Below are 23,534 nucleotides of genomic sequence, written 5' to 3' on the forward strand. Positions count from 1 at the left end.
TTTATGATTTAGTCGATTATTTAACCATTAACTTTTTGGTTTCTTTATTGTCAATTTGCACAAAATACAGTCCAGAGTTTAAATTTTGGTTTACTTCAATTCTATTGGAAATGGGTGTAAAATCATCATTTAAAACTACTTTACCTAAAATGTTGTAAACTTTTATATTTACCGAATTATGTATATAAGTTGGGTTTAATTGTATGCTAAAATAACCTTCTTTTGAAGGGTTAGGAAACAATTTAAAACTTTCGGTTTCTAAATCATTAGCACTTAATGCATTTAAATAAATATTGGCATTTGTTGAGATTGTTCCAGAGTCCATCACGCCTTTATAAATATTGAATTCATCAATAGAGCCAATCCATGTTGCATCGCTGGTATATCCACCTTTGCATAAATAGGCCAAATTATTACTTAAAAATTGAATTGAGTTATGATTAGCCAGTAGTCGTTGTCCTGCCAAAACACCATTAATGTACCAAGTAATGGCATCATTAGTCAAGGTGCTTACTAAATGATATCTTGAGCCGTCATCTAACAGTGTGCTGTTAACCCTTGTTTCAAAATCCCAAGGATTGGTAGTGTTACCACATGAAATGGCCGCGCTACTATTACCACCGTTTACCAATGTTGTGTAATAGTGGTCTGTCCCAAATGTGCCAACCGTGTTGCCAAAATAACTTAGCATAGTAAATGCTGCGTTACCATTACCCGCATTAACTTTGGCCTCTATTGTAATTGAAGGAAATTTATTTATTTCAATTATTCCTCCCGGAAGACTTATATAATCCCCCTGATTGCTTGCATGATAATATCCGTCGGCTATTTCTCCATTTATAATTGTTCCGTGTGCGGTTCCTACTGCATCGTTTGCCGTGCCATCATTAAAAGGGTAGGAGTGCATTAGCGTTAAATCGTCTACATCTACAATATAATTAATGGCATAATCGATAGATTCAAGACCGTCTTGTGAAGTTACCGTCACTAAAAGAGTGCCATGGTCTGAAACATTCACGGTCCCAATTCCCGAAAGTATGGCATTAGTGTCTTCGGTTTCAGCACTAATAATGACCGAAGTGGTGCCTACAGGTAAAAATATATGATGCTCCTCCAATATGGGGTCAAGGTTTTCAGAATAGGCCAGTCCATCAGAAACAGATAGGCTTGTCAACTTTAAATTGCTTCGAGGGAAGGAAGGAACATAAGTACCACCAGTTATTTTACCATGATGGTTGTTGGTCATATCAACCGCTTGGGCTGAGTTGGGAAGGTCAAAGTGCCAATAGGCTATTAAATTGGCTTCATCGCCGTTTAGCACCTCTAAAGCGTTATTCTCTATGGTTTGTTGGGTAAGGGCAACATTCCAAACACGTACTTCATCTATTATGCCTTTAAAAGCCCGGTCGCTACTGGAATTATCAAAACCGATATACACATTACTTGCAGCATAATCAACGGCAACATTGATGTCATTTTGTGAAGTTTCAATGCCATCCAAATAAATTCGACGCGAATTATTTTCTACCACAAATGCCACGTGGTGCCAAACATCTGGGGCTGCATAACCCGCATTAATACCATTCCAATCGGCCGATTCATTACTCATTCCAATAATTTCATTATTGTCTAGGTATTGAATGCCTCCATTATCATTATTTATAGGATTACGACCAAAAAATAGTCCCGAACGCAAATTCTGAGATCCATCTGGTTTAAACCAAAGTTCCATGGTAAAAGGCAAAGATTTTAGGTTTAACCCTGAAATTTGAACATTACTACTGTAGCCATTTCCACCAGGCAATTTCATCGCATAATTGGTGCCGTCAACTTCTAAAATATTAAGATTGTATGTTTTGCTGGCATTGCCATCTTTTGAGGTACAGACCAAACTTACATTGGCAACACCGTTAACTAGGGTTGCCGTGCCATTTCCCTGAACGGTTGCTTCAGTTGCATTGGGTATTCCGGTTATGTCAATTGAAGTTGTTCCTTGCGCCACATATACCGTATAATCTGTAATTTCTGGGTCGAAAATAGGGTCTAAAGCTGATACCGATAAATCTATATCTTGTAGCGTAGCATCCATTAGAGCAGCCGATCCAACTGTTAAAGTTATGTCCCCACCGCTTTTATTGCTTTTTACAACTACCAGGGCACGACCTTTCCAAGTTTTTCTACTAGTAGCTTTATAGCGATCGGTATCTTTTAAGTCGGCATTGTCAACACCAATAATTTCACCAGCACCTTCAACATTAAAAACTAATTTTTGATCCTCATCGGGTTGAATATTACCTTCTGCATCGGTTAATTCAACCGTAAAAAATACCAAATCTTGCCCATCTGCCTCAATAGTGTTTCTGTCAGCTGTAATTCTAATTTGTGTGGCTTCGCCGGAAGTTTTAAGAATCATTTCCTCTACTTCAACGCCTCCTTCAACACCCACGGCTTTTAATGTTCCTGGTTGGTATGGAATGTTGAATGTAGCTTTGAACTGTTGATTATATCCTGTATTTGCCTGACCAACTTGTACATCATTCAAGTACAATCTCACTTGTGGGTATTTAGAATATACTTCCACATCAATGTTCATACCTTCATAACCAGGCCAGCTCCAACTTTCCCATGTGGGCCAAACAGACCAAAGCGTCTCAAATATTTGCCTACCATCCAAAGGATTGGGTTCCTTTACGGCCATATACAATTTTCGGGTATCATTATAAAGCATTTCACGATAGTAGGAGATGGGCTTTCTATGGCCAATGAGGTCAATATCTCCACAATAGGCACCGTGCCATGGAAAGTGGTTGGCCTCCCAATGTTCGCCAGGTGTATCTCCGGTGTAATAGTAACGACCAATACCTGATTCACCTAAGTAATCCATGGCTGTCCAAACAAAATCGCCTAAAATATAACTGTGCTGTTGGGACATATTCCAGTTGTAAAAAGCATCCCTTGGGTAGGATTCGGACTGAAAAATGATTCTATCGGGAACTCGTGCATGATCGGATTCCGCTTCATGCATTTGATAGTTGTAGCCACAAACATCGTGTTCCGCCATCAAGGGGTCAAATATTTCCCAACCTTGTCCCCATGTGGTCATGGCGGAGGTAACAGGTCGGGTGTCGTCAATCTGTTTCACGGCATTAGATAGCATTCTTGCCGTATTTACAGCATCAGGTGAGGTGCGCTCAATAATTTCATTCCCAATACTCCACATGATGATAGATGGATGGTTTTGGTCGCGGCGTACCATATCTTGTACATCGTTCACAGCCCAAGCATCAAAAAAACGGGCATAGTCATAAGGGGTTTTGTTTACTCGCCAACCATCAAAAGATTCATCAATGACCAACAAACCAATACGGTCACAGGCATCCAAAAAGGCCTCAGATGGTGGATTGTGTGAGGTACGAACGGCATTAAACCCTGCATCTTTTAATAGTTGCACACGTCGTTCTTCAGCTCTGTTGTAGGCAGCAGCTCCCAAACACCCATTATCGTGGTGTACGTTTCCACCACTAATCAGTACGGGCTTGCCATTCAGTAAAAAACCGTTTTCTGCACTAAAATCAATGGAGCGGATGCCAAAAGTATGTTCCGATTCATCAATAACAGTGCTATTTTGTTTTACCTGAACAATAGCTTCATATAAACTGGGAGTGTCTGGCGACCATAATGATGGGTTTGAGACCTGGATGTTTTGTTCAATGGTCTGCTCTGAATTAGCTCCTAAAGATATATTGGTTTGGGCACTGCCCTCCCCAATAATTTGCGTAAATAAATCAATAATTTGTGTGCTATTGGTAATGTTTTTAACAGTTGTCTTGATATTAACAGCGGCTTGTGATGTGTTAGCTGCTGGAGTTGTAATGACCGTTCCCCAATTAGGGACATGCACGGAACCTTTGGAAAACAGCCAAACATTTCTGTAAATACCTGAGCCACTGTACCATCTGCTGTTTTTATGTTGTGAATTATCCACACGAACAGAAATGGTATTATCACCAGACATATTCAAGTGTGGCGTTAAATCATAACTAAAGGAAGAGTAACCGTAAGGGCGATTGCCCAAATGAAAGCCATTGATGTATACATCGGAATTCATATAAACGCCTTCAAAATAGACAATAATCTGTCTATTATGCCATTCTACGGGAACTTCAAAATGTTTTTGGTACCAAGCAACTCCGGCAGGAAAGTAGCCACCGTCATTTCCCATGGGGTTGCCTGCAGATGGTACACTCTCAATACTATAATCGTGAGGTAAATCCAATTGGCGCCAAGCATCATCACTTATAGGTGTTTCTTCATTAATTTGAAAATCGCCCAGTTGAAACTTCCAATCAAAGTTGAAAAGTTGTTTCCATTCCGTATCAGTGTTTTGTACTGGGCTTGTGCTGACAGTAATTTGAGTTGCTGGCAAATTAGAGTTTTGCCCTTGCATCATTAAACAAATTGTGAAAGCCAATAGGTAAACAAGTCGCGATTTTTCTTTTTTCATTTTGTTTCTTCTTGGCAATCTTTCAGAGTAAATTTGAAAATAACGTGGAAAGGAATATATTCATTAAGTTACCTAAAGAATGGCCTTTAAGGTTACCCAATCATTATCAGTTTTAACTTTCACAATGGCTATGCCTTGAAAATAGTTTAACGGTACTTTCCTTGATTTCGCTTTAAGGCTAATCACTTTTTGACCATAAATATTAAATATTTCTCTTATTTACCAATAATTTTTTAGTTGAAAAAAATCCCCGACGTTAAACATCGGGGATTTTGTTTTAAAAACAAATTATAGGGATTTAAATAAATTGTTTTGGGAAGTTGCTATTAATCAGTTTAGTCTAAAGGTTTACTTCACTACCAACTTAGCAGTAGCTTTATCATTTACCTTAACGATATAAAGTCCTGCATTCAATTCGTGGTTTACTTCAATAGTTTTAGCGTTTGCAAAATCTTTGTTAAGTACTTCTTTGCCTAAAATACTGTAAACTTTTACATTTACAGAACCTTCAAATGAATTAACAGCAATTTTGAATGAATCTCCGTTTGATGGATTAGGGAACACTCTAAATGTAGTAGCTTCAAAATCATTTGTACTTAAAGTACTAAGATCATATACTTCAAAATGGTCAAAATACAGGAAGTCTGTTTCAAACCCTGCATCGGCAGAATCACACGACATAATTAGGAAAAATACATTTCCAGCTGCATTAGGTCCAGATACGATTGTTTGGTCAAATGTTTGCCAACCAGTACCTGTTGGAATACCAACAAGAAATTGGTCTGTGCTTCCATTGGAATCAGTATCTTCTAAATCCCATGATCCATTTGGAAGTACAAAATTAAATACATCGCTGCTGGCTGCTGTTTCATTTTTAACTTTTGCTAGGATTCTGTAGCTTGTGTTTGGTTTAATGGCAACACCAGAATCCCATACTAATACACCTCCTTGTTGATAACAGCTTCCTTTTAAATACATACTGCCGAAAGAGGAACCACAAGCATCTTCAGTATCACTTTTTGGGTCAAAAAGGGTCCATCCTTCATCAAAACCAGTTTGGGCAGCAAAAGGACCAATCATTGACGGATTAGCAACCATGTTTCCTGTTGGGTAGGTAGGTGTATAACAATCAGTATTCATAGTAATGGTATATGTTTGAGTTGTTACACCATCAGCAGCAGTTACCACAACATCTGTTGAACCTGCATCGTCAGTAAGCGTAATGGTACCAGTGCCTGAAGTAATATTGGCACCTGCAACTACTGTGGTTCCATCAATATCAACAGAAGGCGTGCCAGGATCTACTAAAATAGCGTAGCTAGTAATGTTGCTATCAAATGCTGGGAATAAAGTTCCGGTACTATAGGACAATGAAGCTAATTTAGCATTTGATTCGTCTAAGTAACCAGCTGCTCTAACAGCTGCAGTACCTGCATCCATCTCACCGTCATAAATATTAAATTCAAAAATTTTACCTTGCCATGTCGCATCTGCTGCCCAAGCATCAGATCCCTTTCCAAGGTAGGCAAGATCTACACCAATATTAAAGGTATCAGCCCATGTAACAGGTTGAGCATCTTCCGTAAATATTTCAACACCATCAAGATACATTTTAAGACCTGTACCACTCAATACAGTCACCATATGATGTTTCAAACCATCGTTAGTGCCCTGTTGTCTGTTTGCTATCTTTAATGTTTCCCTGTTGTAATTCGACCAAACTTCACCATTCCACATGGCGCAAGTATTATATAAAGCGTTATAGCCATCGTCATTACCAAAATAACTAGTCCAAGCCCATTCCGGGTTTTGACCATTTGGGCTACTAAAAACATACTCCATTGTAATGGCAGAGTAACTATTTAAATCTAGTTGAAAGCCATCAAATGACAAATAAGCTCCGTTACTATCTAATTGCAAAGCACCATCAGCTATATAGGCACCCCCAACTACCGTGGTTGTCATAAAAGGATCCACAGAGTCTTCTGTGTCTGTTTGAAAATCCCAGCTGTGCTTTAGTGTTTGGGCATTAACGGTAAGGCCAAACGAAATCATAAGTAAAAACATTGATACGTAGGTGTAAAAATGTTTTTTTGTTGTTGTAACATGTAATTTTTCTTTCATGTCTTAAAAAAGTTTTAGTTAATAATTGTTTCAATATGCAATAAGTGTTGGTAAAACACTTTAAAGTAAATGTAAAGATATTAATCAAATCATTTTTCTTGGGGTTTAAAATAGCCAAAAAAGGGGTACAAAATGTTCTTTGTTGATTTAATTAATCCGTGAAAAATAATAATTTTTGAATTTGGAAACAAGTATTACAATGAAATTATTTCGTAGGATAAAGTTCCAAATTTGGCGACTTAAACGATATATGCTATCTTAGATTAAAAATGGCAACAGTTAAAGGGTAATAATTTCGACAAATGGAATGTTATTTATTGGCCGTTTTAGTTTTAAAAGAACTATTAAAGGGTTATTTTTGAAGCCTGATTATGGCTTCAAGAAAAATAAGGTTGCTTAACAAATTATGAAAAGAAAAATCTCTCTCATAGCAATATTATTTTGCCTTGTTTTTGGGTATGGGCAAAATGCTTCTAGTCAATTCAACCCCATAGAAGACGAGCTTACATTTCATGCTCTGGATGTAGAACTCGGTGTTAATTCCATTGAGCAAGATTCTCTTGGTTTTATTTGGATTGGTACTCCTGGAGGATTATTTCGTTATGACGGCACACAATTTATTTCCTACAGTAAAGACAAGGAGATTGCCAAAAACCAAAACCTTAGTAATAATTTTATCAGGCAGTTGCGCCTTATTGATAAAGGAAAGCTTGCAATAACTACCTATGAGGGGTTGAATATCTTCGACCCAAGAAAAGAGTCTTTTCAATTGATTAATGAAAAAAACGGCTTGTTAAGCGATAATATTAGTCGATTTGAATACGGAGACGACGGTGCATTTATTTTAGGAGTAGATAGTGTTGGCGTTCAAATATTTCATACTGACAAAAAAATCACCTTATATTCAAATAACCCCCATTACGACGAATCACTTTTTTCTGATGATATTGTAAGTATGGTTCGCCAGGATGATTCTTTGCTTTGGGTGGGTTCCAAAAGTAATGGGCTAAATAAAATTAATCTGCGCACCAAAAAGGTTACTCGCGTTTCGTTAAAGGGGAATAATTTTACTTCAGCGCTCCAAATAGATGCGCTTTATACTTGTAGCGACAATAATTTGTGGGTAGGTTCCAACAATGGGCTGTACGTTATTACCGCTACACACGATACCTTACACATGCAGAAATCTGATTTTGAAGGTAGAGGGCTAAGCGACAACAGTATCCTTTGTTTTGAAGAAGACAATTTAGGCCAAATTTGGATGGGTACCCGAAATGGTGGGCTCAATATTGTAAACAAGCAAGGTTTTCTACAGAAAAAACGGAACTTGAAGGTTAAATGGTATTTGCCAAAAGATGATGGCACAAGTGTTTCCAATAGGTCGGTAACTGCATTAAAAAAAGATTGGGATGGCAACATGTGGGTTGGAACCGGTATAGGTTTAATGTTTGTTAAGCCAGATGGGGAACCTATAAAATTATTGAGAAAGAATGACGCCACCAGTGAGAGTTTGGGCCATGATAGGGTGTCAGCCCTAGAAGAACGTTTTGATGGAAAGATTTGGATAGGAACGGATGGGGCAGGGCTGGATTTGTTCGACCCAATGAATGGTTTGTTTGAGCATTACAAAAATGTGCCCTACAATCCCTCAAGTATCAGTAACGACTACATTTTGGCCTTGTATGAAGACAAGAAAAAAAGGCTTTGGGTAGGTACATATTTAGGTGGCCTTAACAAAATGAATCCTGAAACCGGACACTGTAAACATTATTTACAAGGAAGCCCGGACAAAGGAAGTGATGTACGAGTTATTTTTGAAGATGGTAAAGAGCAAATTTGGGTTGGCACCAATAGAGGTGGCTTGTTTAAATATAACGAGGTACTGGATCAATTTGAAAATATCAGTTCCTTAAGGAAATTGGATATTCGAGATATCAACGAGGATTCAAACGGATTTTTATGGATGGCCACTTATGGTGATGGTATTTTAAAGTATAACCCAAAAACTGAGGAGTCCATTTTTTATAACGCGACAAATATTAAGGATTTCCCAAGTGATAATGTGTTGGATATTTTACTTCTTTCCAACGGTAGCCTCTTGGCCGGAACAGAAAACGGCGGATTGGTTAAATTTAATGAAACCACCAAAGATATTGTTGTTTTTAAGGAAAGAGATGGGCTTAGCAATCATTCCATTGCAAGTATGGTTATGGAAAATCAAAACAACATTTGGTTGGGCACATATAGGGGTATCAGCCATTTTAATTTGGAAATAGGAGAAATTTACAATTTAAACACCTATACAAACATACAAAGAGGTATGTTTCGGTGTGGCTTAATCACTAAAAAGGGAGCCATTTATTTTGGGGGAGATAAAGGCTTAAATATCTTTCATTCAGAAAAATTCGAAACCAAAAAGGAAGCTCATCCCATTGTTTTCAAAAAATTGGAAGTGCTGGATAAAAAAATTCAGGTTTCCGATAATGGGGACAACACCATTCTCAGCAGTTCCATATTATACGAAGACCATATTTCCCTAAACCATAACGAAAACTTTTTGTCTCTAGATTATGTGGTTTTAAAATACCCTTATTTAAAAGATGTCGTTTATTCTTATTGGGTTGATGGGTATAATGATTATTGGGTGAGTACCAACGAATCAGGAAGAGTCAATCTGTTAAATATCCCACATGGAGATTATACTTTAAATGTAAAGGCTCAGTTGGGTTCTGGTGAGGAGGTTACAAAAAAACTACTTTTAACGGTCAATCCTCCTTTTTGGAAAACTACTATAGCTTACATATGCTATTTATTGTTCTTTGTGACTGCTTTATACGGGTTTATGAAATATTATACAGAACGCATCAAGCTCATAAACTCACTGAAATTTGAGAAAAAACAGCGCCAATTGGAGTATAATTTCAATGAAGAAAGAATGCGTTTCTTTACCAGTTTTTCACATGAACTAAAAACACCACTTACCTTAATATTGGCTCCTTTAGAAGATTTAATGTCTGAAACAAAATCAATCAAGCATAAAAATAGCCTGAATCTGATTAAAAAAAATGCCAAACAACTGCTGCAAACCATAAATAAACTACTGGAGTTTAGAAAATCGAACTTAGGATTGAGCAAATTAAGGATAGAGGAACATAACCTAACCGAATGTTTAGACCAATGGATACACAATTATTTTCCGTTGGCAAGAAAAAGAGGTATGGCATTAAGTTATGATTTTCCAGATGAAGATCTTTTTGCTTGGTTTGACTTAGAAAAAATGCATATTATTTTTAATAATTTACTGTCCAATGCATTTAAGTACACCAAAGACAATGGCGAAATACATGTGTCCTTAAGTTATGATGATGACAGTTTTGAGATAAAAGTGAAGGATACCGGTTATGGTATGGAAAAAGAGGAGCTGGAACATGTTTTTGAAAGGTATTACCAAGCAAGTTCGGTTAAAAGCAAGGATGGTATAGGTATTGGTTTGGCGTTATCCAAAAATTTCGCAGAACTGCATATGGGAACCATAAATATAGAGAGTGAAAAGAACAAGGGCAGTGTGTTTTCAGTGGTTATTCCTCGAGACAAATCATTGTTTGTCGATGCCATTTTGGATGTTAAGGACACTGACAAGGAAAATGAACCGGTTATTGTGGATGATTGGGTAACGTCTTCAGAAGTAAAGTCCTCTGAAGATATCACATCCAACATAAATATAGATAAGGAAAGAGAACTCGTTTTGTTGGTTGACGACAACCCTGATATTCTCAATTATTTAGATGGTTTGTTAGAAGGTAAGTACGACCTTATTTATGCCAAGGATGGTGAAGAAGGGGTAGGAAAAGCGTTGCGCTATGTGCCCGATTTAATAGTATCGGATGTTATGATGCCTAAACTAAGTGGTATACAACTTTGCAACGCCTTAAAAGAAACAATTGAAACGACACATATCCCGATCATACTATTGACGGCCAAAGGAAATACCGAAAGTATAGAAGAAGGGTATAAGCATGGGGCTGACGATTACATTATAAAACCATTTAGTGGTAAAATTTTGCAGACCAGAATTAGAAATCTTTTGGATACAAGGAAAAAATTGCGAAACTATTTCCTGAAGAATGAAGATGTACAATTGGATGCCATGAATGGAAACTCCACACTTTTGGAGCAAGAAAAAGACTTTTTGAATAAATTGGAAGGTGTAATATTAAACCATTTGAATGAAGAAAAGCTGGATGTTTGGGTAGTATCGCAGGATATAGGTATGAGCAGAACATCACTTTACCGTAAAATAAAAGCCATTACAGGTCTAAATATCAATCAGTATATCAGAAAAGTGAAAATGGATAAGGCGGCCGAGTTGTTAAAAACTGGAAACTATACCATTGCCCAAGCATCTTATGAAGTCGGATTTAGCAATGTAAAATATTTTAGAAAATTATTCAAGGAACAGTTTGAAAAACTTCCTTCCGACCTTACAAAAAATAAGATGTATTGATTGAAAGATTTAATTTTGAATTTTATTGTATGAGAATTTTTTTTTTTTGAACTTCGTATTTTAGCGTAATAAATTCAAATCATCAGTAGTTTCAAACTAGTTGATTTTAAGGTATTGTTGCTAGTTGACCTTTTTTTTGAACAATTATTACCCCAAGTTTAGATGATTTGTCACCTATAAAAATTGCGATGCTAAATTAAATTTGTTCTTTGTTTATCGAAACATTTCAAGACTACCAAAATAAAATAGAAACAATCAGATTAATATTATAACATATGGGGAAAACCTAAGATGACTTAAAAATCAATAAAAAATAAGTATTGCAATTTGATTTTACAGCATTTCATCAGCAAACAACAATAATAAAATAAAAGAGCTAACAATTCTTTTCATTAATTAAACTAAACTAAAAATGATAAAATTAATCAAAATGAGAAAAGTATTCTTTTCTTGTCTTGGATTTGATTTGAAGCTAAAATCCCTGATGCTTTTATTGTGCATCACTTCGTTTCATGTTCAGGCAGCAAAAGAAAATGTTACGGATTTTAAAAATGAAATCCAAAAGCGAACCATTACAGGTGTAGTTAAAGATAACCAAGGTGTTCCACTTCCCGGTGCCAACGTTATTGTTAAGGGAACAACCACGGGTGTTGTTACCGATTTTGATGGCGAATTCGAACTTAATGTAGATGAATCCGCCACTACTTTAGTAATAACTTATGTAGGTTTTGAACCTCGGGAAATCGCAATAGGCACCAAATCTGTATTCAGTATTATCCTTAACGAAAGTCAAGAGGCTTTGGATGAGGTTGTAATCGTAGGTTTTGGTGGAGCACAGAAAAAAGCTAGTGTTGTAAGTTCCATTACCACAATCTCGCCTAAAGAAATAAAAGGGCCTACTAGTAACTTGACCACTATGATGGCTGGTAGGGTTTCTGGTATGATTGCTTTTCAACGTAGTGGTGAGCCAGGGTCCGATAATTCAGATTTCTTCATTCGTGGATTGGGCTCTTTTGGTTCTGGTAAATTAAACCCACTCATTTTAATAGATAACATTGAGTCTACTAACACAGATATGGCTCGTTTACAACCAGATGATATCGAAAGTTTTTCTGTGTTGAAAGATGCAGCTGCTGCTGCAGTTTATGGTGCCCGTGGTGCCAATGGTGTGGTTTTAATTGTTACTAAAAAAGGTAAAGCTGGTAAAACGAGCTTTAGTTTCCGTTCAGAAACAAGTTTTTCGTCCAATACGCAGAATTTTAAATTTGCCGACAATATTACCTATATGAATTTGGCAAATGAGGCGTATTTAACCAGAGACCCTCAATTAACGCCTCCTTACAACCAAAACAAGATATTTAGAACTTCAATTGGAGATAATGAATATTTATACCCCAATAATAATTGGATAGATGAATTGATTAAAGACTATACGGTAAATAGTCGTTATAACATCAGTGCCCAAGGTGGTGGTGAAAAAGCAAGGTATTATATTTCTGGAACCTATAACATAGATAATGGTGTATTGAATGTGGAAGGTCAAAATAATTTCAACAATAACATTAAATTAAGAAATTATTCCTTAAGAAGTAATGTTGATGTGAACCTTACCCCAACGACCAAAGCCTCCGTTAATCTTTACGGACAATTTGATGATTATAACGGACCTCTAGGAGGAGTTGACCAAAATGGCAGGCTTATTAATGGTGGACAGCGTATTTTCAATTTAACATTATGGTCAAACCCCGTTTTATTTCCTAAAACCTATCCTGAAAGTTTTCTTCCTTATATTGACCATCCATTATTTGGAGGAGCAGTTACAGGTGGTATAAGCCCAACAATATTGGTTAACCCTTATGCTGAAATGGTTAGAGGATATCAGGTGAATAAAACATCTACTGTTCAAACGCAAGTGGAGTTTAACCAAGATTTAGGTTTTATTACTGAAGGTTTAACTGCCCGTGCGATGGGTTATGTAAGACGTTATTCCTATTTTGACACAAGGAGAGCATACAATCCGTTTTACTACTCTGGCAGATTTGATCCAGATAGTGGAACCATTAGATTGACCAATATTAATTCTGGTGATGAAGGTTCAATTGGAACGCCTGGTCAGAATTATCTTGAGTATTTTGGCGGGATTAACATTTTAGATTCAAGAATACATTTGCAAACGGCTCTTAACTATGCCAGAACGTTTAACGAGGTACACGAAGTTACAGGTATGTTAATCAATTACTTGGAAAGTTTTGAGTCAGGAAACGCAGGAAACCTTATACTCTCACTGCCCAATAGGAACCATGGTATTTCAGGTCGCTTTACCTATGGTTATGATAGCAAATATTTCTTTGAGTTCAATTTTGGTTATAACGGTTCCGAACGTTTTGCCAAAGGATCCAGGTATGGTTATTTCCCGTCTTTAGGTTTTGCCTATAATATCTCCAATGAAAACTTTTGGGAACCAATCAGAGATGTAGTTTCCGATCTTAAATTCCGTTTCACCTATGGTTTGGTAGGGAATGATCAGATTGGAGCAGCGGATCAGCGTTTCTTCTATCTTTCAAATATTGATTTAAATAGTGGTACCTATGGTGCCTCATTTGGTGAAGAATTTACTTATGGCAGACCAGGCGTATTTTTATCCAGATATGCTAACCCGAACATTGGTTGGGAGGAATCAAGACAAATAAATATAGGATTGGATTTGGAATTGTTTAAAGATTTGGGTCTTATTGTAGATGCATTTAGACAAAACCGTACCAATATCCTTCAGGCACGTTCTAATATTGGAGCAACTTTGGGACTTACCAGTACACCTATAACCAATTTTGCAGAAGTTGAAAGTAGTGGCTTAGATGCCACGCTTACCTACAACAAATCATTTAATGAAGATTGGTACACGCAGTTGAGAGGAAACTTTACCTATGCGACCAATGAATTTGTTGTTTCTGACGAAATCAATTACCCAGATGAATTATCTTATCGTTCTGTTATAGGAAACAACACTAACCAAGTTTATGGCTATATTGCAGAACGTTTGTTTGTTGATGATGATGAAGTTGCAAACGCACCAGCCCAGTTTGGTGACGTTAGAGGTGGTGACATTAAATATAGAGATGTAAATGGTGATGATGTTATTAATGCAAACGATTTAGTGCCTATAGGTTATCCAACAGTACCGGAAATCGTGTATGGTTTTGGTGGTACCCTAGGCTATAAAAACTTTGATATTAGTGCCTTTTTTCAAGGCGTAGCTAGAACGTCATTGTTTATAAACGCAGAAAACATTGCTCCTTTTGTAATCAATGGACCTTATCAAAACGGATTGTTAGAGGTTATTGCCAATGACCATTGGTCTGAAACTAACCGCGATTCGTATGCCTTTTGGCCACGTTTAAGTAATCAATTTGAGGTTAATAATAACCAAAGTTCTACTTGGTGGATGCGCGATGGCTCTTTCCTTAGGTTAAAATCGGTAGAAGCAGGTTATAATTTTCCGGAAAGCTTTACGGATAAGTTGGGCATGCAAGGTATTAGATTGTACTTTAGTGGTACCAACTTGGCAATATGGAGCAAGTTCAGATTGTGGGATCCAGAAATGGGAGGTAATGGATTGGGCTATCCAATTCAGCAAGTTTATAACATAGGTTTAAAAGTTGACTTCTAAAAAAAATAGTTATGAATATTATAAATAAGAAAAAAATTAATCGAAACGGCAGAAAACTTCAGGGAATTATTGGTTCTGTGATGATGGTTTTCTGTATGTTGACCTCTGAATCTTGTGAGGAGACTTTTTTAGATGTGGTACCAGATAACCTGGCTACTATCGATGACGCTTTCACATTAAGAAATGAAGCAGAAAAATATTTATTTACGTGTTACAGCTATCTTCCCATAAGTGCCGATGTGGTATATAATTTTGGGCTTTTACTCGGTGACGAAGCTTGGATACCACCTAACAACTCATCTTTTACGGCATTTTCACATTACATAGCTCGTGGATTGCAGCAAGTTGATAATCCCTATTTGGATGTTTGGGAAGGGACCGGTCAGGGTGGCGGTCAACCATATCCAGGAGCGCCTGGCGTGCAAGGAAATTATCCAATGTTCGATGGTATAAGGCATTGCAATGTGTTAATTTCACGTTTGGAAGGTACCAATCAGGTGCCAGACCTCAGTACAAATGAGCGTGCAAGATGGGTTGCCGAGGCTAAGTTTTTAAAAGCGTTTTACCATTATTATTTGTTACGCATGTATGGTCCTATTCCAGTAATGCGTACAAACATTCCTGTTGATGCACCGGATGATGAGATTCAGGTATCTCGTGAACCAGTTGATGATGTTGTAGATTATTTGGTGCAATTATTGGACGAAGCAAGAATAGATCTTCCTAGAACGATTGTTAATACTCAAAATGAATTGGGACGTCTTACTAGATCAGCGGCTGTTGGATTAAAAGCAGAATTGTTGCTTATGGCTGCAAGTCCGTTATTCAATGGTAATACAGATATGGCCGGTTTAACAAACAAAGATGGAACACCTTTGTTTAACACCAATTATGATGCATCAAAATGGCAAAGAGCTGCTGATGCCGCTAAAGCTGCTATTGATATTGCTGAAACAGATGATCACAGTCTATATTATAAGATAGATAATGTAATTGAATTATCTGATACTACTTTAACAAAACTTAGTGTAAGAGGAGCCGTAACAGAAAGTTGGAACACAGAGGTACTTTGGTCTAGCCACTCTGGTTCTTCTGTGCCTTTGCAACAAATTTGTGTGGCGCCATTCACACATAGTTCAGATGCAACTTATGAGCCTGCTAACCAAAATACAGCACGTAGATCTTATGCGGCCACTTTTGAAGCTGCGAACAATTTCTACACCATTAATGGTGTGCCTATGGAGGAAGATATAACTTTGGATTTCACAAAAGTGGATTCCATAAGAAAGGCAGGCCCAGAACATAAACTTAACATACATGAAGGCTACACCACAGCTAATCTCAATTTCAATAGAGAGCCTCGATTTTATGCCAATTTGGGCTTTGATGGTGCGGTTTGGTACGTTAATGAATGTTTGGATAATGAAGAACAATATTACCTAAGGGCTAAGCGTAGTGGTCCAGCAGGGAATGGAGATAGCCCATTCAATTACAATACTACAGGATATTTTGTAAAAAAGCTGGTACATAACGAGTCCAACGGATTTACAATTCGAGATTATGCTTGGCCAGAAATACGTTTGGCAGATGTGTACCTGATGTACGCCGAGGCCTTAAATGAGGCTCAAGGCCCCACAGCGGAAGTCATTGAATATGTTGATAGAGTTCGTGCACGCGCTGGTTTAGATGGTGTGGTTTCTTCATGGCAGAATTTTTCTAAAAATCCAGCAAAATACACGACTCAAACTGGTATGCGTGAAATAATTCAAAGAGAGCGTACTATTGAGTTGGCATTTGAAGGGAAAAATTATTGGGATATCAGACGTTGGAAAAGAGCTGCCCTTGAGTTTAACGAACTTATTCAAGGCTGGAACGTTGGTTCAGATACAGAAAGTGCTTATTATAAGATAATTACCTTATACCAACAACGCTTTGTTTCTCCTAGGGATTATTTCTGGCCAATCAATCAATCAACGCTAATACAAAACCCTAATCTGGTTCAAAACCCAGGTTGGTAAAAAATAATTATTATGAAACGAAACTTTTTAAAAGAATTTTGGGCTATTGTCTTAGTTGTCATGTTAGCCTTTATGGCTTGCTCCGAAGAACCGGGGCATGGGCCACTCGAAAGTAATACGGTACCACCGGGTATAGTTGAAAATATAAGCATTGAAAATTTGCCAGGAAAGGTAAATCTATCGTATACACTTCCATCCGATGAAGACCTCCTATATGTTGTGGCTCGTTATACCACAGAAAATGGAACGCAAAGGGAAACAAAATCATCTTATTTTAAAAATACCATGGTTTTGGAAGGGTTTAAAGGTGGAGAGCCTATACAAGTAACCATTACAGCGGGAAATAAAAGTGAAACAGAATCTCAACCTGTTGTTGTTACGGTTAACCCATTACCGGCTCCGATTTTCGCTATTTTTGAATCACTAGAGATTGGACCAGATTTTGGCGGTGTTAACGTTAAGGCATCAAATCCAACTGAAGATGATATTGCTATTTTGGTGATGCTGAGAAATAACGTAGGTGATTGGGAGCCACTACCAACAAGCATATATACAAAAAGTAATGAAATAAACCGAAGTCTAAGAAATTTGGAAGCTGTAGAGCAAGATTTTGCTATTACGGTAAGGGATAGATGGGGTAATGTTACAGATACACTATTTAAACCAATTGAACCGTTATTTGAACAGTTGATGCCAAAATCTGGTTATGTCGGTGTTCGATTATCTAATGATGCGGGTAACGATGGTTATGCGGTTTCTAACCTCTGGGATGACGAGTCTATTGAATGGTTTGACTCTTATTTTACACAGAGGGGGGCGGACCCTGATCCAACTATTGGTCATTTAGTAACCTTCGATATTGGTCAAGAAACAAAAGTAAGCCGTATCCATATTTGGAATTTCTCAGAACCTTTAGGAGGCCAGCGCTTTTATTATTACTTGGGTGCCATGAGGAAATTTACAATATGGGGAGCCAATGAGTTAAATAATGGTGATTTATCTGGATGGATAAGAATGGTTGATTATGAGGTGTTAAAACCATCGGGTTTACCAGAAGGAGAAGAAACAGCTGCCGATACGGAAGCTGGAGAAAACGGTGAAGACGTTTTAATAAGCATTGACAAACCAAAGGTACGTTACCTAAGGATAGAGTGTACCGAGAATTGGAGAGGGCTGGAATATATGTCCGTAAATGAAATCGCCATTTATGGAGATCCTAACTTTTAAAAAACTAAATTGATATGAAAACTAATTTTAAAAATGTTTTAATAGTTGCGGCTTCCCTTATATTGGGTGCTTTGATCTATTCCTGTGATGATTATAGTGATGATTATCTTCAGTATGTTGAAGGTGGTGAGCGAATTTATGTTGGTAAAATGGACTCCTTGTATGTTTTTGGGGGCTATAACCGTGTTCAATTAGGTGGGAATTTACCTTCTGACCCTAAGGCAACTGAAGTGCGAATTTCGTGGAATAATACAAATAATTCTATCACAGTACCTTTAACTGGTGGAGCGGTTGGTGAAAGGTTTTCTACCATCATAGATAATCTTCCTGAGAATATTTATAGTTTCCAAGTACGTAGTTATGATAATGATGGGAACAGTTCTATACTTTCAACAGTTACAGGCAGGGTTTATGGTGAAGGTTATGTAGCTACACTTTTTAACCGTCCTATTGTACTTGCAAGACTTTACAGTGGCAATCGTTACAGGATTACGTTCGATAATATGGACAGAAGTACTGGTGTTATTGAATCTGAGATAGTATATAGTTCTACCGACGGAACAGAAAAGACTATTATAGTACCTATTGGCGAATCGGTTATCCTTTTCACAGATTGGGATGGTACATCATCCATCAAGTATAGAACTTCTTTTATTCCAGAACCAACAGCTATTGATATATTTTACACAGATTATGATTTTATAGAAGAATAATCAGTAGCTAAGAGTATAAAATTAATTTGACCACTAGAGGTCAAGACTTTATAAAATGGGGAGGCGTGAGATTATTTACCCTCCCTATTTTTTACATCGCCATTTAGAAGCAATTTGCCTACAAAAAAATGCTAGTTATGTAATTGGCTTAGATGCTTATTGATAATTTTTAGATAATGACATTAAAAAAAATATTATTTGGGGTTTTTGTTTGTTCACAGTTGACTTTGATGGGTCAAATAGGTTTTGGCGATGCCCAAAAGATTAATGACGATTGGAACTTTATTTTACAGGATAACCAAGATTTTCAAACACCATCTTATGACGACTCTAAATGGGAAACCATCAATGTTCCCCATGATTGGAGCGTAAAAGGCCAGCTCAATCCAAATTTGGCCAGTGCCACAGGTTATTTACCTGGAGGTATAGGTTGGTACAGAAAAACTTTAGAGATACCAACAAGTAAAAGTGGACAAAAAGTGTACCTATACTTCGAAGGCGTTTATAATAGAAGTGAAGTCTTTATTAATGGAAAATCTTTAGGAAAACGCCCAAACGGTTACATTTCGTTTGCGTATGATGCAACATCTTATGTGAAATATGGTCAAGAAAATACTGTTGCCGTAAGGGTAGACCATAGTAAGAGTGCCGATTCCAGATGGTACACAGGTTCTGGTATTTATCGTAATGTGTGGTTGGTATATTCAAATCCCGTGCATATTGCACAATGGGGTGTTTATGCCTACCCCGAGGTTCAAGATAATTCGGGAATATTGAACGTTGAAGTTGATGTCGTTAACGAATCTGAAAAAAGTGCAAGCCTTATTATTATTAATGAATTGTTTGATAGTCAAGGAAAACCTATTGAAAGAACATCCAACAATATTCAGTTATTAGTTAATTCATCCGCTAAAATTTCTACTGAATTAAAAATTGATAACCCCAAGCTTTGGAGTTTGGAAACCCCAAACCTATATCAGCTTAAAACAACAATACTTCTTGATAGCGACATAGTTGATGAAACCGTCATTCAAACGGGATTCCGTAAGTTCACCTTCAATCCGAACAAAGGATTTGCGCTTAATGATGAATGGATGAAATTAAAAGGGGTTTGCCTTCATCATGATGCCGGCGTTTTAGGCTCTGCGGTGCCAAAAGAGGTTTGGAAAAGCAGATTGCAAACCTTGAAAGAATTGGGCGTTAATGCCATCAGGACAAGTCATAATCCACAAGCACCAGATTTATACGACCTATGCGATGAGTTAGGCCTTTTAGTCTTGAATGAAGCTTACGACGAATGGGAATTCCCCAAGCGTAAATGGTTAGAAGGTTGGAATGTGGGAACGCCAGGTTTTGAGGGTAGCTTCGATATTTTTGCTGATTGGTCAGAAAAGGACCTTGAAGATTTTGTTCGCAGAGATAGAAATCATCTGTCTGTTTTTGCTTGGAGCATTGGTAATGAAGTGGATTATCCAAATGACCCTTATTCACACCCAGTTTTAGATGGGGGAGGTGATACTGGTTTTTCTCAGGCTGTTTATGGAGGCTATAAAAAAGACGCACCAGATGCTATGCGCTTGGGCGATATTGCTATGCGTTTGGTGAAAGCGGTAAAGAAGTATGATAACTCTAGGCCTGTTACGGCAGGGTTGGCAGGTGTGGCCATGTCTAACGAAACGGAATATCCGGGGGCTTTAGATATTACGGGCTATAATTACACTGAAAGTAAATACAAATCAGATCATGAAAAATACCCGAATAGGGTGATTTACGGTAGTGAAAATAGACACGATTTAGAGGCTTGGAAAGCGGTAACTGAGAATGAGCATATTTTTGGTCAGTTCTTATGGACCGGAATAGATTATTTGGGTGAATCTGGACGTTGGCCTTCACGGGGCTTTTACTCAGGGCTGGTCGATTTGTCAGGGAACATAAAACCACGAGGTTATTTCCGTAAATCACTGTGGAGCAATAAGCCAATGATTTACATTGGAACTTATCCTATTCGTAATAGAAATAGAAGAAGATTGTTAATTGATGCTTGGCCAGTTTGGAGTTATGAAAACAATCAAACCATTCGCGTGGTTTGCTACACCAACGCTTCAAAAGCACGTCTCGAATTAAACGGCAAGATTGTTGGTGAAGCAAAGGAATACGATAAAGAAACGGGAATTATGTTTTGGGATATCCCATTCCAATCTGGACTACTGGAGGCTATAGGTCTATCTGATAATGGTAAAGAGTTAAGCAGATATACCATTGAAACGCCAAAAGCTGCTTATGCTTTAAAGGCTAAGATTGAAAATGATAAAAAAATCATTAGCAAAAACAGGGAAACCATTTTAGTGCGTATTGAGATAGTTGATGAACATGGTGTTTTGGCTAACCTTGCGGAAAACGAAATTACTTGTAGAATTGAAGGACCAGCAAAATTGTTAGGATTGGAAGCTGGGAATAACCAAGATATGTCTGATTATACCGATAACACCCAAGCTGCTTTCCGAGGAAAAATTTTAGCCTACATTCAGGCAAGAGGAGATTCAGGAAAAGTAAAGGTTACCTTTTCCAGTCCGTACTTAAAACCCGTTGAAATCAATTTTGAGACAAAAAAAACAAAATAAGATGAAAAAAATTAACCGACTAAACTTAAACCTTTTTGCACTATGTGTTATGGCTTTGATGGTGTTTTCGTGCAAGACCCAAGAAAAGTACACAACCTATTTATTCACTTATTTTACAGGAAATAGTCAAGACGAGGAAGCTATTCGTTATGCTTTAAGTAGCGATGGATATAATTATTATGCCCTTAATGGAAATCAGCCCATTATTGATTCGAAGGAAATTAGCTCAACAGGTGGCGTTAGGGACCCACATATTCTTAGGGGTGCTGATGGTAAAACGTTTTATATGGTAGTTACTGATATGGTTTCTGCCAATGGGTGGAGTTCCAATAGAGCCATGGTACTTATGAAGTCAACCGATTTGATTAATTGGACACATTCTGTCATTAATATTCCTAATACTTATCCAGAAGAATTTGGTGATGTTGTTCGCGTTTGGGCGCCACAAACCATTTATGATGATAAAACCGACCAGTACATGATTTATTGGTCTATGCTTGGTGCTCAAGGACCGGATATTATTTATTATGCATATGCCAATAAAGATTTTACTAGTTTGGCAACAGTACCCAAACAACTATATTTTAGTCCAAGCAATGCAGCTTGCATAGATGGAGACATTATTTATAAGGACGGAAAATATCATTTATTCTTTAAGAATGAGGATGAAGATAAAAAGGGAATTATGCAAGCTATTTCCGATAAGTTAACGGAAGGCTATGTGGAACTGCCTGGTTTTATGGATCAAACAGATGAGGCTGTTGAAGGTTCAAGTATTTTTAGATTGATTGATTCTGAGGAGTACATTCTAATGTATGATATGTATACTTCAGGAACATATCAGTTTACAAAATCAAAAGATTTAGAAAATTTTACTGTGGTTGATGATGAAATATCAATGAATTTTCACCCAAGGCACGGTACCGTAATTAGAATTACAGAACAAGAAAAGCAAAGACTGTTAGATAAATGGGGAACTATTGACGCTTCATCATTCACAGGATTTAATTCAACAAGCATTAAAGAAAATAATGTGATTATTAATGATGAAGAAGGAACTATTAGCATTCCTGTTATACCCAATACTGATTTAGCAAGTTTTGACCCTGAAATAGCATTGGTTTCTTGGACATCCGTCTCAAAAACAGGACCTCAAGATTTCTCAAATGGAGCAGTGGAATACACCATTTCATCTAGTGGCAAGCAAAAAATATACAAAGTTTCAGTTGTACAAGAAAATAATCCAGCTTTAGTGGGATTTTACGCCGACCCAGAAATTATTTATTCCGAAAAGAACAAGAAGTATTACATCTACCCAACAAGTGATGGTTTTCATGGCTGGTCTGGAACGTATTTTAAAACCTTTTCCTCTGATGATTTAGTAAACTGGAAAGATGAAGGCGTTATTTTAGACCTTAACAAAGATGTTTCTTGGGCAGACCGAAATGCTTGGGCACCATGTGCCATCGAGAAGGAAATGAATGGTGCGTATAAATATTTTTACTACTTCACGGCAGCACAAAAAATTGGTGTTGCCGTTGCTGATGACCCTGCCGGACCTTTTGTGGATTCTGGTCAGCCTATTATTGGTGAAAAGCCAGAGGGCATTAATAGAGGGCAAGAAATAGACCCTGATATTTTTACCGACCCAGTTTCAGGCAAAAGCTATCTTTATTGGGGCAATGGTTACATGGGTGTTGTTGAGCTGAACGATGATATGGTATCGGTTAAAGAGAATAGCTTTAAACGTTTAAATCCTGACGGAACGTTCAGGGAAGGAACAGAAGTCTTCTACAGAAACGGAACCTATTATTTCTTATGGTCTGAAGATGATACCCGAAGCCCAAATTATCGAGTACGTTATGCCACTTCAGATTCACCAACAGGCTCGTTTAACATTCCAGAAAATAATTTGATTTTAGAAAAAAGGCCAGAAGACGGTATTTATGGTACGGGTCATAACAGTGTTATTCAAGTGCCCAATAAAGACGAGTGGTACATTGTCTATCATCGTTTTACGCGTCCAAAAGGTATTGAAATGGGTGGTGATGCAGGTTTTCATCGAGAAGTTTGTATCGATAAGATGGAATTTAATGAAGATGGCAGCATAAAACCAGTTACGCCAACAGTGTCCGGAATTCAACCTTTAAATTAAT

9 protein-coding genes are annotated in these 23,534 nt (G+C 37.4%); 7 read left to right on the forward strand and 2 right to left on the reverse strand.

The window, feature by feature from the left end; translation table 11 throughout:
• Positions 1–16 precede the first annotated feature (16 nt).
• Together ACB104_RS12555 and ACB104_RS12560 are read right to left on the reverse strand one after the other, a co-directional pair.
• The gene (locus ACB104_RS12555; protein ID WP_370479232.1) at positions 17–4,504 is read right to left on the reverse strand and encodes a LamG-like jellyroll fold domain-containing protein; all 4,488 of its coding nucleotides are present in this window, start codon (positions 4,502–4,504) and stop codon (positions 17–19) included.
• Between the two features lie 348 nt (positions 4,505–4,852).
• Positions 4,853–6,628: a T9SS type A sorting domain-containing protein gene (locus ACB104_RS12560; protein WP_370479234.1), complete on the reverse strand. Its 1,776-nt coding sequence runs from the start codon at positions 6,626–6,628 to the stop codon at positions 4,853–4,855.
• Positions 6,629–7,034: 406 nt separating this feature from the next.
• On the opposite strand from ACB104_RS12560, the gene ACB104_RS12565 reads away from it, so the two are divergent.
• The 7 genes from ACB104_RS12565 to ACB104_RS12595 all read left to right on the forward strand — a co-directional run bounded on the left by ACB104_RS12565 (position 7,035) and on the right by ACB104_RS12595 (position 23,533).
• Positions 7,035–11,132: a two-component regulator propeller domain-containing protein gene (locus ACB104_RS12565; protein WP_370479236.1), complete on the forward strand. Its 4,098-nt coding sequence runs from the start codon at positions 7,035–7,037 to the stop codon at positions 11,130–11,132.
• A gap of 430 nt (positions 11,133–11,562) precedes the next feature.
• The gene (locus ACB104_RS12570) at positions 11,563–14,799 is read left to right on the forward strand and encodes a SusC/RagA family TonB-linked outer membrane protein (RefSeq protein WP_370479237.1); all 3,237 of its coding nucleotides are present in this window, start codon (positions 11,563–11,565) and stop codon (positions 14,797–14,799) included.
• 11 nt (positions 14,800–14,810) lie between these two features.
• Positions 14,811–16,817 (forward strand): RagB/SusD family nutrient uptake outer membrane protein, encoded by a 2,007-nt coding sequence (locus ACB104_RS12575; RefSeq protein WP_370479239.1) that lies wholly within the window; start codon positions 14,811–14,813, stop codon positions 16,815–16,817.
• A 12-nt stretch (positions 16,818–16,829) separates the two neighbouring features.
• Positions 16,830–18,044 carry a DUF5000 domain-containing lipoprotein gene (locus tag ACB104_RS12580; protein WP_370479241.1) on the forward strand — a complete coding sequence of 405 codons (1,215 nt, stop codon included), beginning with the start codon at positions 16,830–16,832 and terminating at the stop codon, positions 18,042–18,044.
• A 14-nt stretch (positions 18,045–18,058) separates the two neighbouring features.
• Positions 18,059–18,757 carry a DUF4998 domain-containing protein gene (locus tag ACB104_RS12585; protein ID WP_370479243.1) on the forward strand — a complete coding sequence of 233 codons (699 nt, stop codon included), beginning with the start codon at positions 18,059–18,061 and terminating at the stop codon, positions 18,755–18,757.
• A gap of 176 nt (positions 18,758–18,933) precedes the next feature.
• On the forward strand, positions 18,934–21,378 hold the full coding sequence (locus ACB104_RS12590; protein ID WP_370479245.1) for a glycoside hydrolase family 2 TIM barrel-domain containing protein: 2,445 nt from the start codon (positions 18,934–18,936) through the stop codon (positions 21,376–21,378).
• Between the two features lies 1 nt (position 21,379).
• A complete protein-coding gene (locus ACB104_RS12595) occupies positions 21,380–23,533 on the forward strand; it encodes a glycoside hydrolase family 43 protein (RefSeq protein ID WP_370479247.1) in 2,154 nt (717 codons plus the stop codon).
• The last annotated feature ends 1 nt before the right edge of the window (position 23,534 follow it).

Source organism: Tamlana flava (genome assembly GCF_041287255.1).
In the GTDB taxonomy this organism is placed as follows: domain Bacteria; phylum Bacteroidota; class Bacteroidia; order Flavobacteriales; family Flavobacteriaceae; genus Tamlana; species Tamlana flava.

What these genes read in the sequence shown, in the direction of transcription:
- ACB104_RS12555 (WP_370479232.1), bottom strand. Translation starts at nt 4,504, where the DNA reads ATGAAAAAAGAAAAATCGCGACTTGTTTACCTATTGGCTTTCACAATT.
- ACB104_RS12560 (WP_370479234.1), bottom strand. Translation starts at nt 6,628, where the DNA reads ATGAAAGAAAAATTACATGTTACAACAACAAAAAAACATTTTTACACC.
- ACB104_RS12565 (WP_370479236.1), top strand. Translation starts at nt 7,035, where the DNA reads ATGAAAAGAAAAATCTCTCTCATAGCAATATTATTTTGCCTTGTTTTT.
- ACB104_RS12570 (WP_370479237.1), top strand. Translation starts at nt 11,563, where the DNA reads ATGAGAAAAGTATTCTTTTCTTGTCTTGGATTTGATTTGAAGCTAAAA.
- ACB104_RS12575 (WP_370479239.1), top strand. Translation starts at nt 14,811, where the DNA reads ATGAATATTATAAATAAGAAAAAAATTAATCGAAACGGCAGAAAACTT.
- ACB104_RS12580 (WP_370479241.1), top strand. Translation starts at nt 16,830, where the DNA reads ATGAAACGAAACTTTTTAAAAGAATTTTGGGCTATTGTCTTAGTTGTC.
- ACB104_RS12585 (WP_370479243.1), top strand. Translation starts at nt 18,059, where the DNA reads ATGAAAACTAATTTTAAAAATGTTTTAATAGTTGCGGCTTCCCTTATA.
- ACB104_RS12590 (WP_370479245.1), top strand. Translation starts at nt 18,934, where the DNA reads ATGACATTAAAAAAAATATTATTTGGGGTTTTTGTTTGTTCACAGTTG.
- ACB104_RS12595 (WP_370479247.1), top strand. Translation starts at nt 21,380, where the DNA reads ATGAAAAAAATTAACCGACTAAACTTAAACCTTTTTGCACTATGTGTT.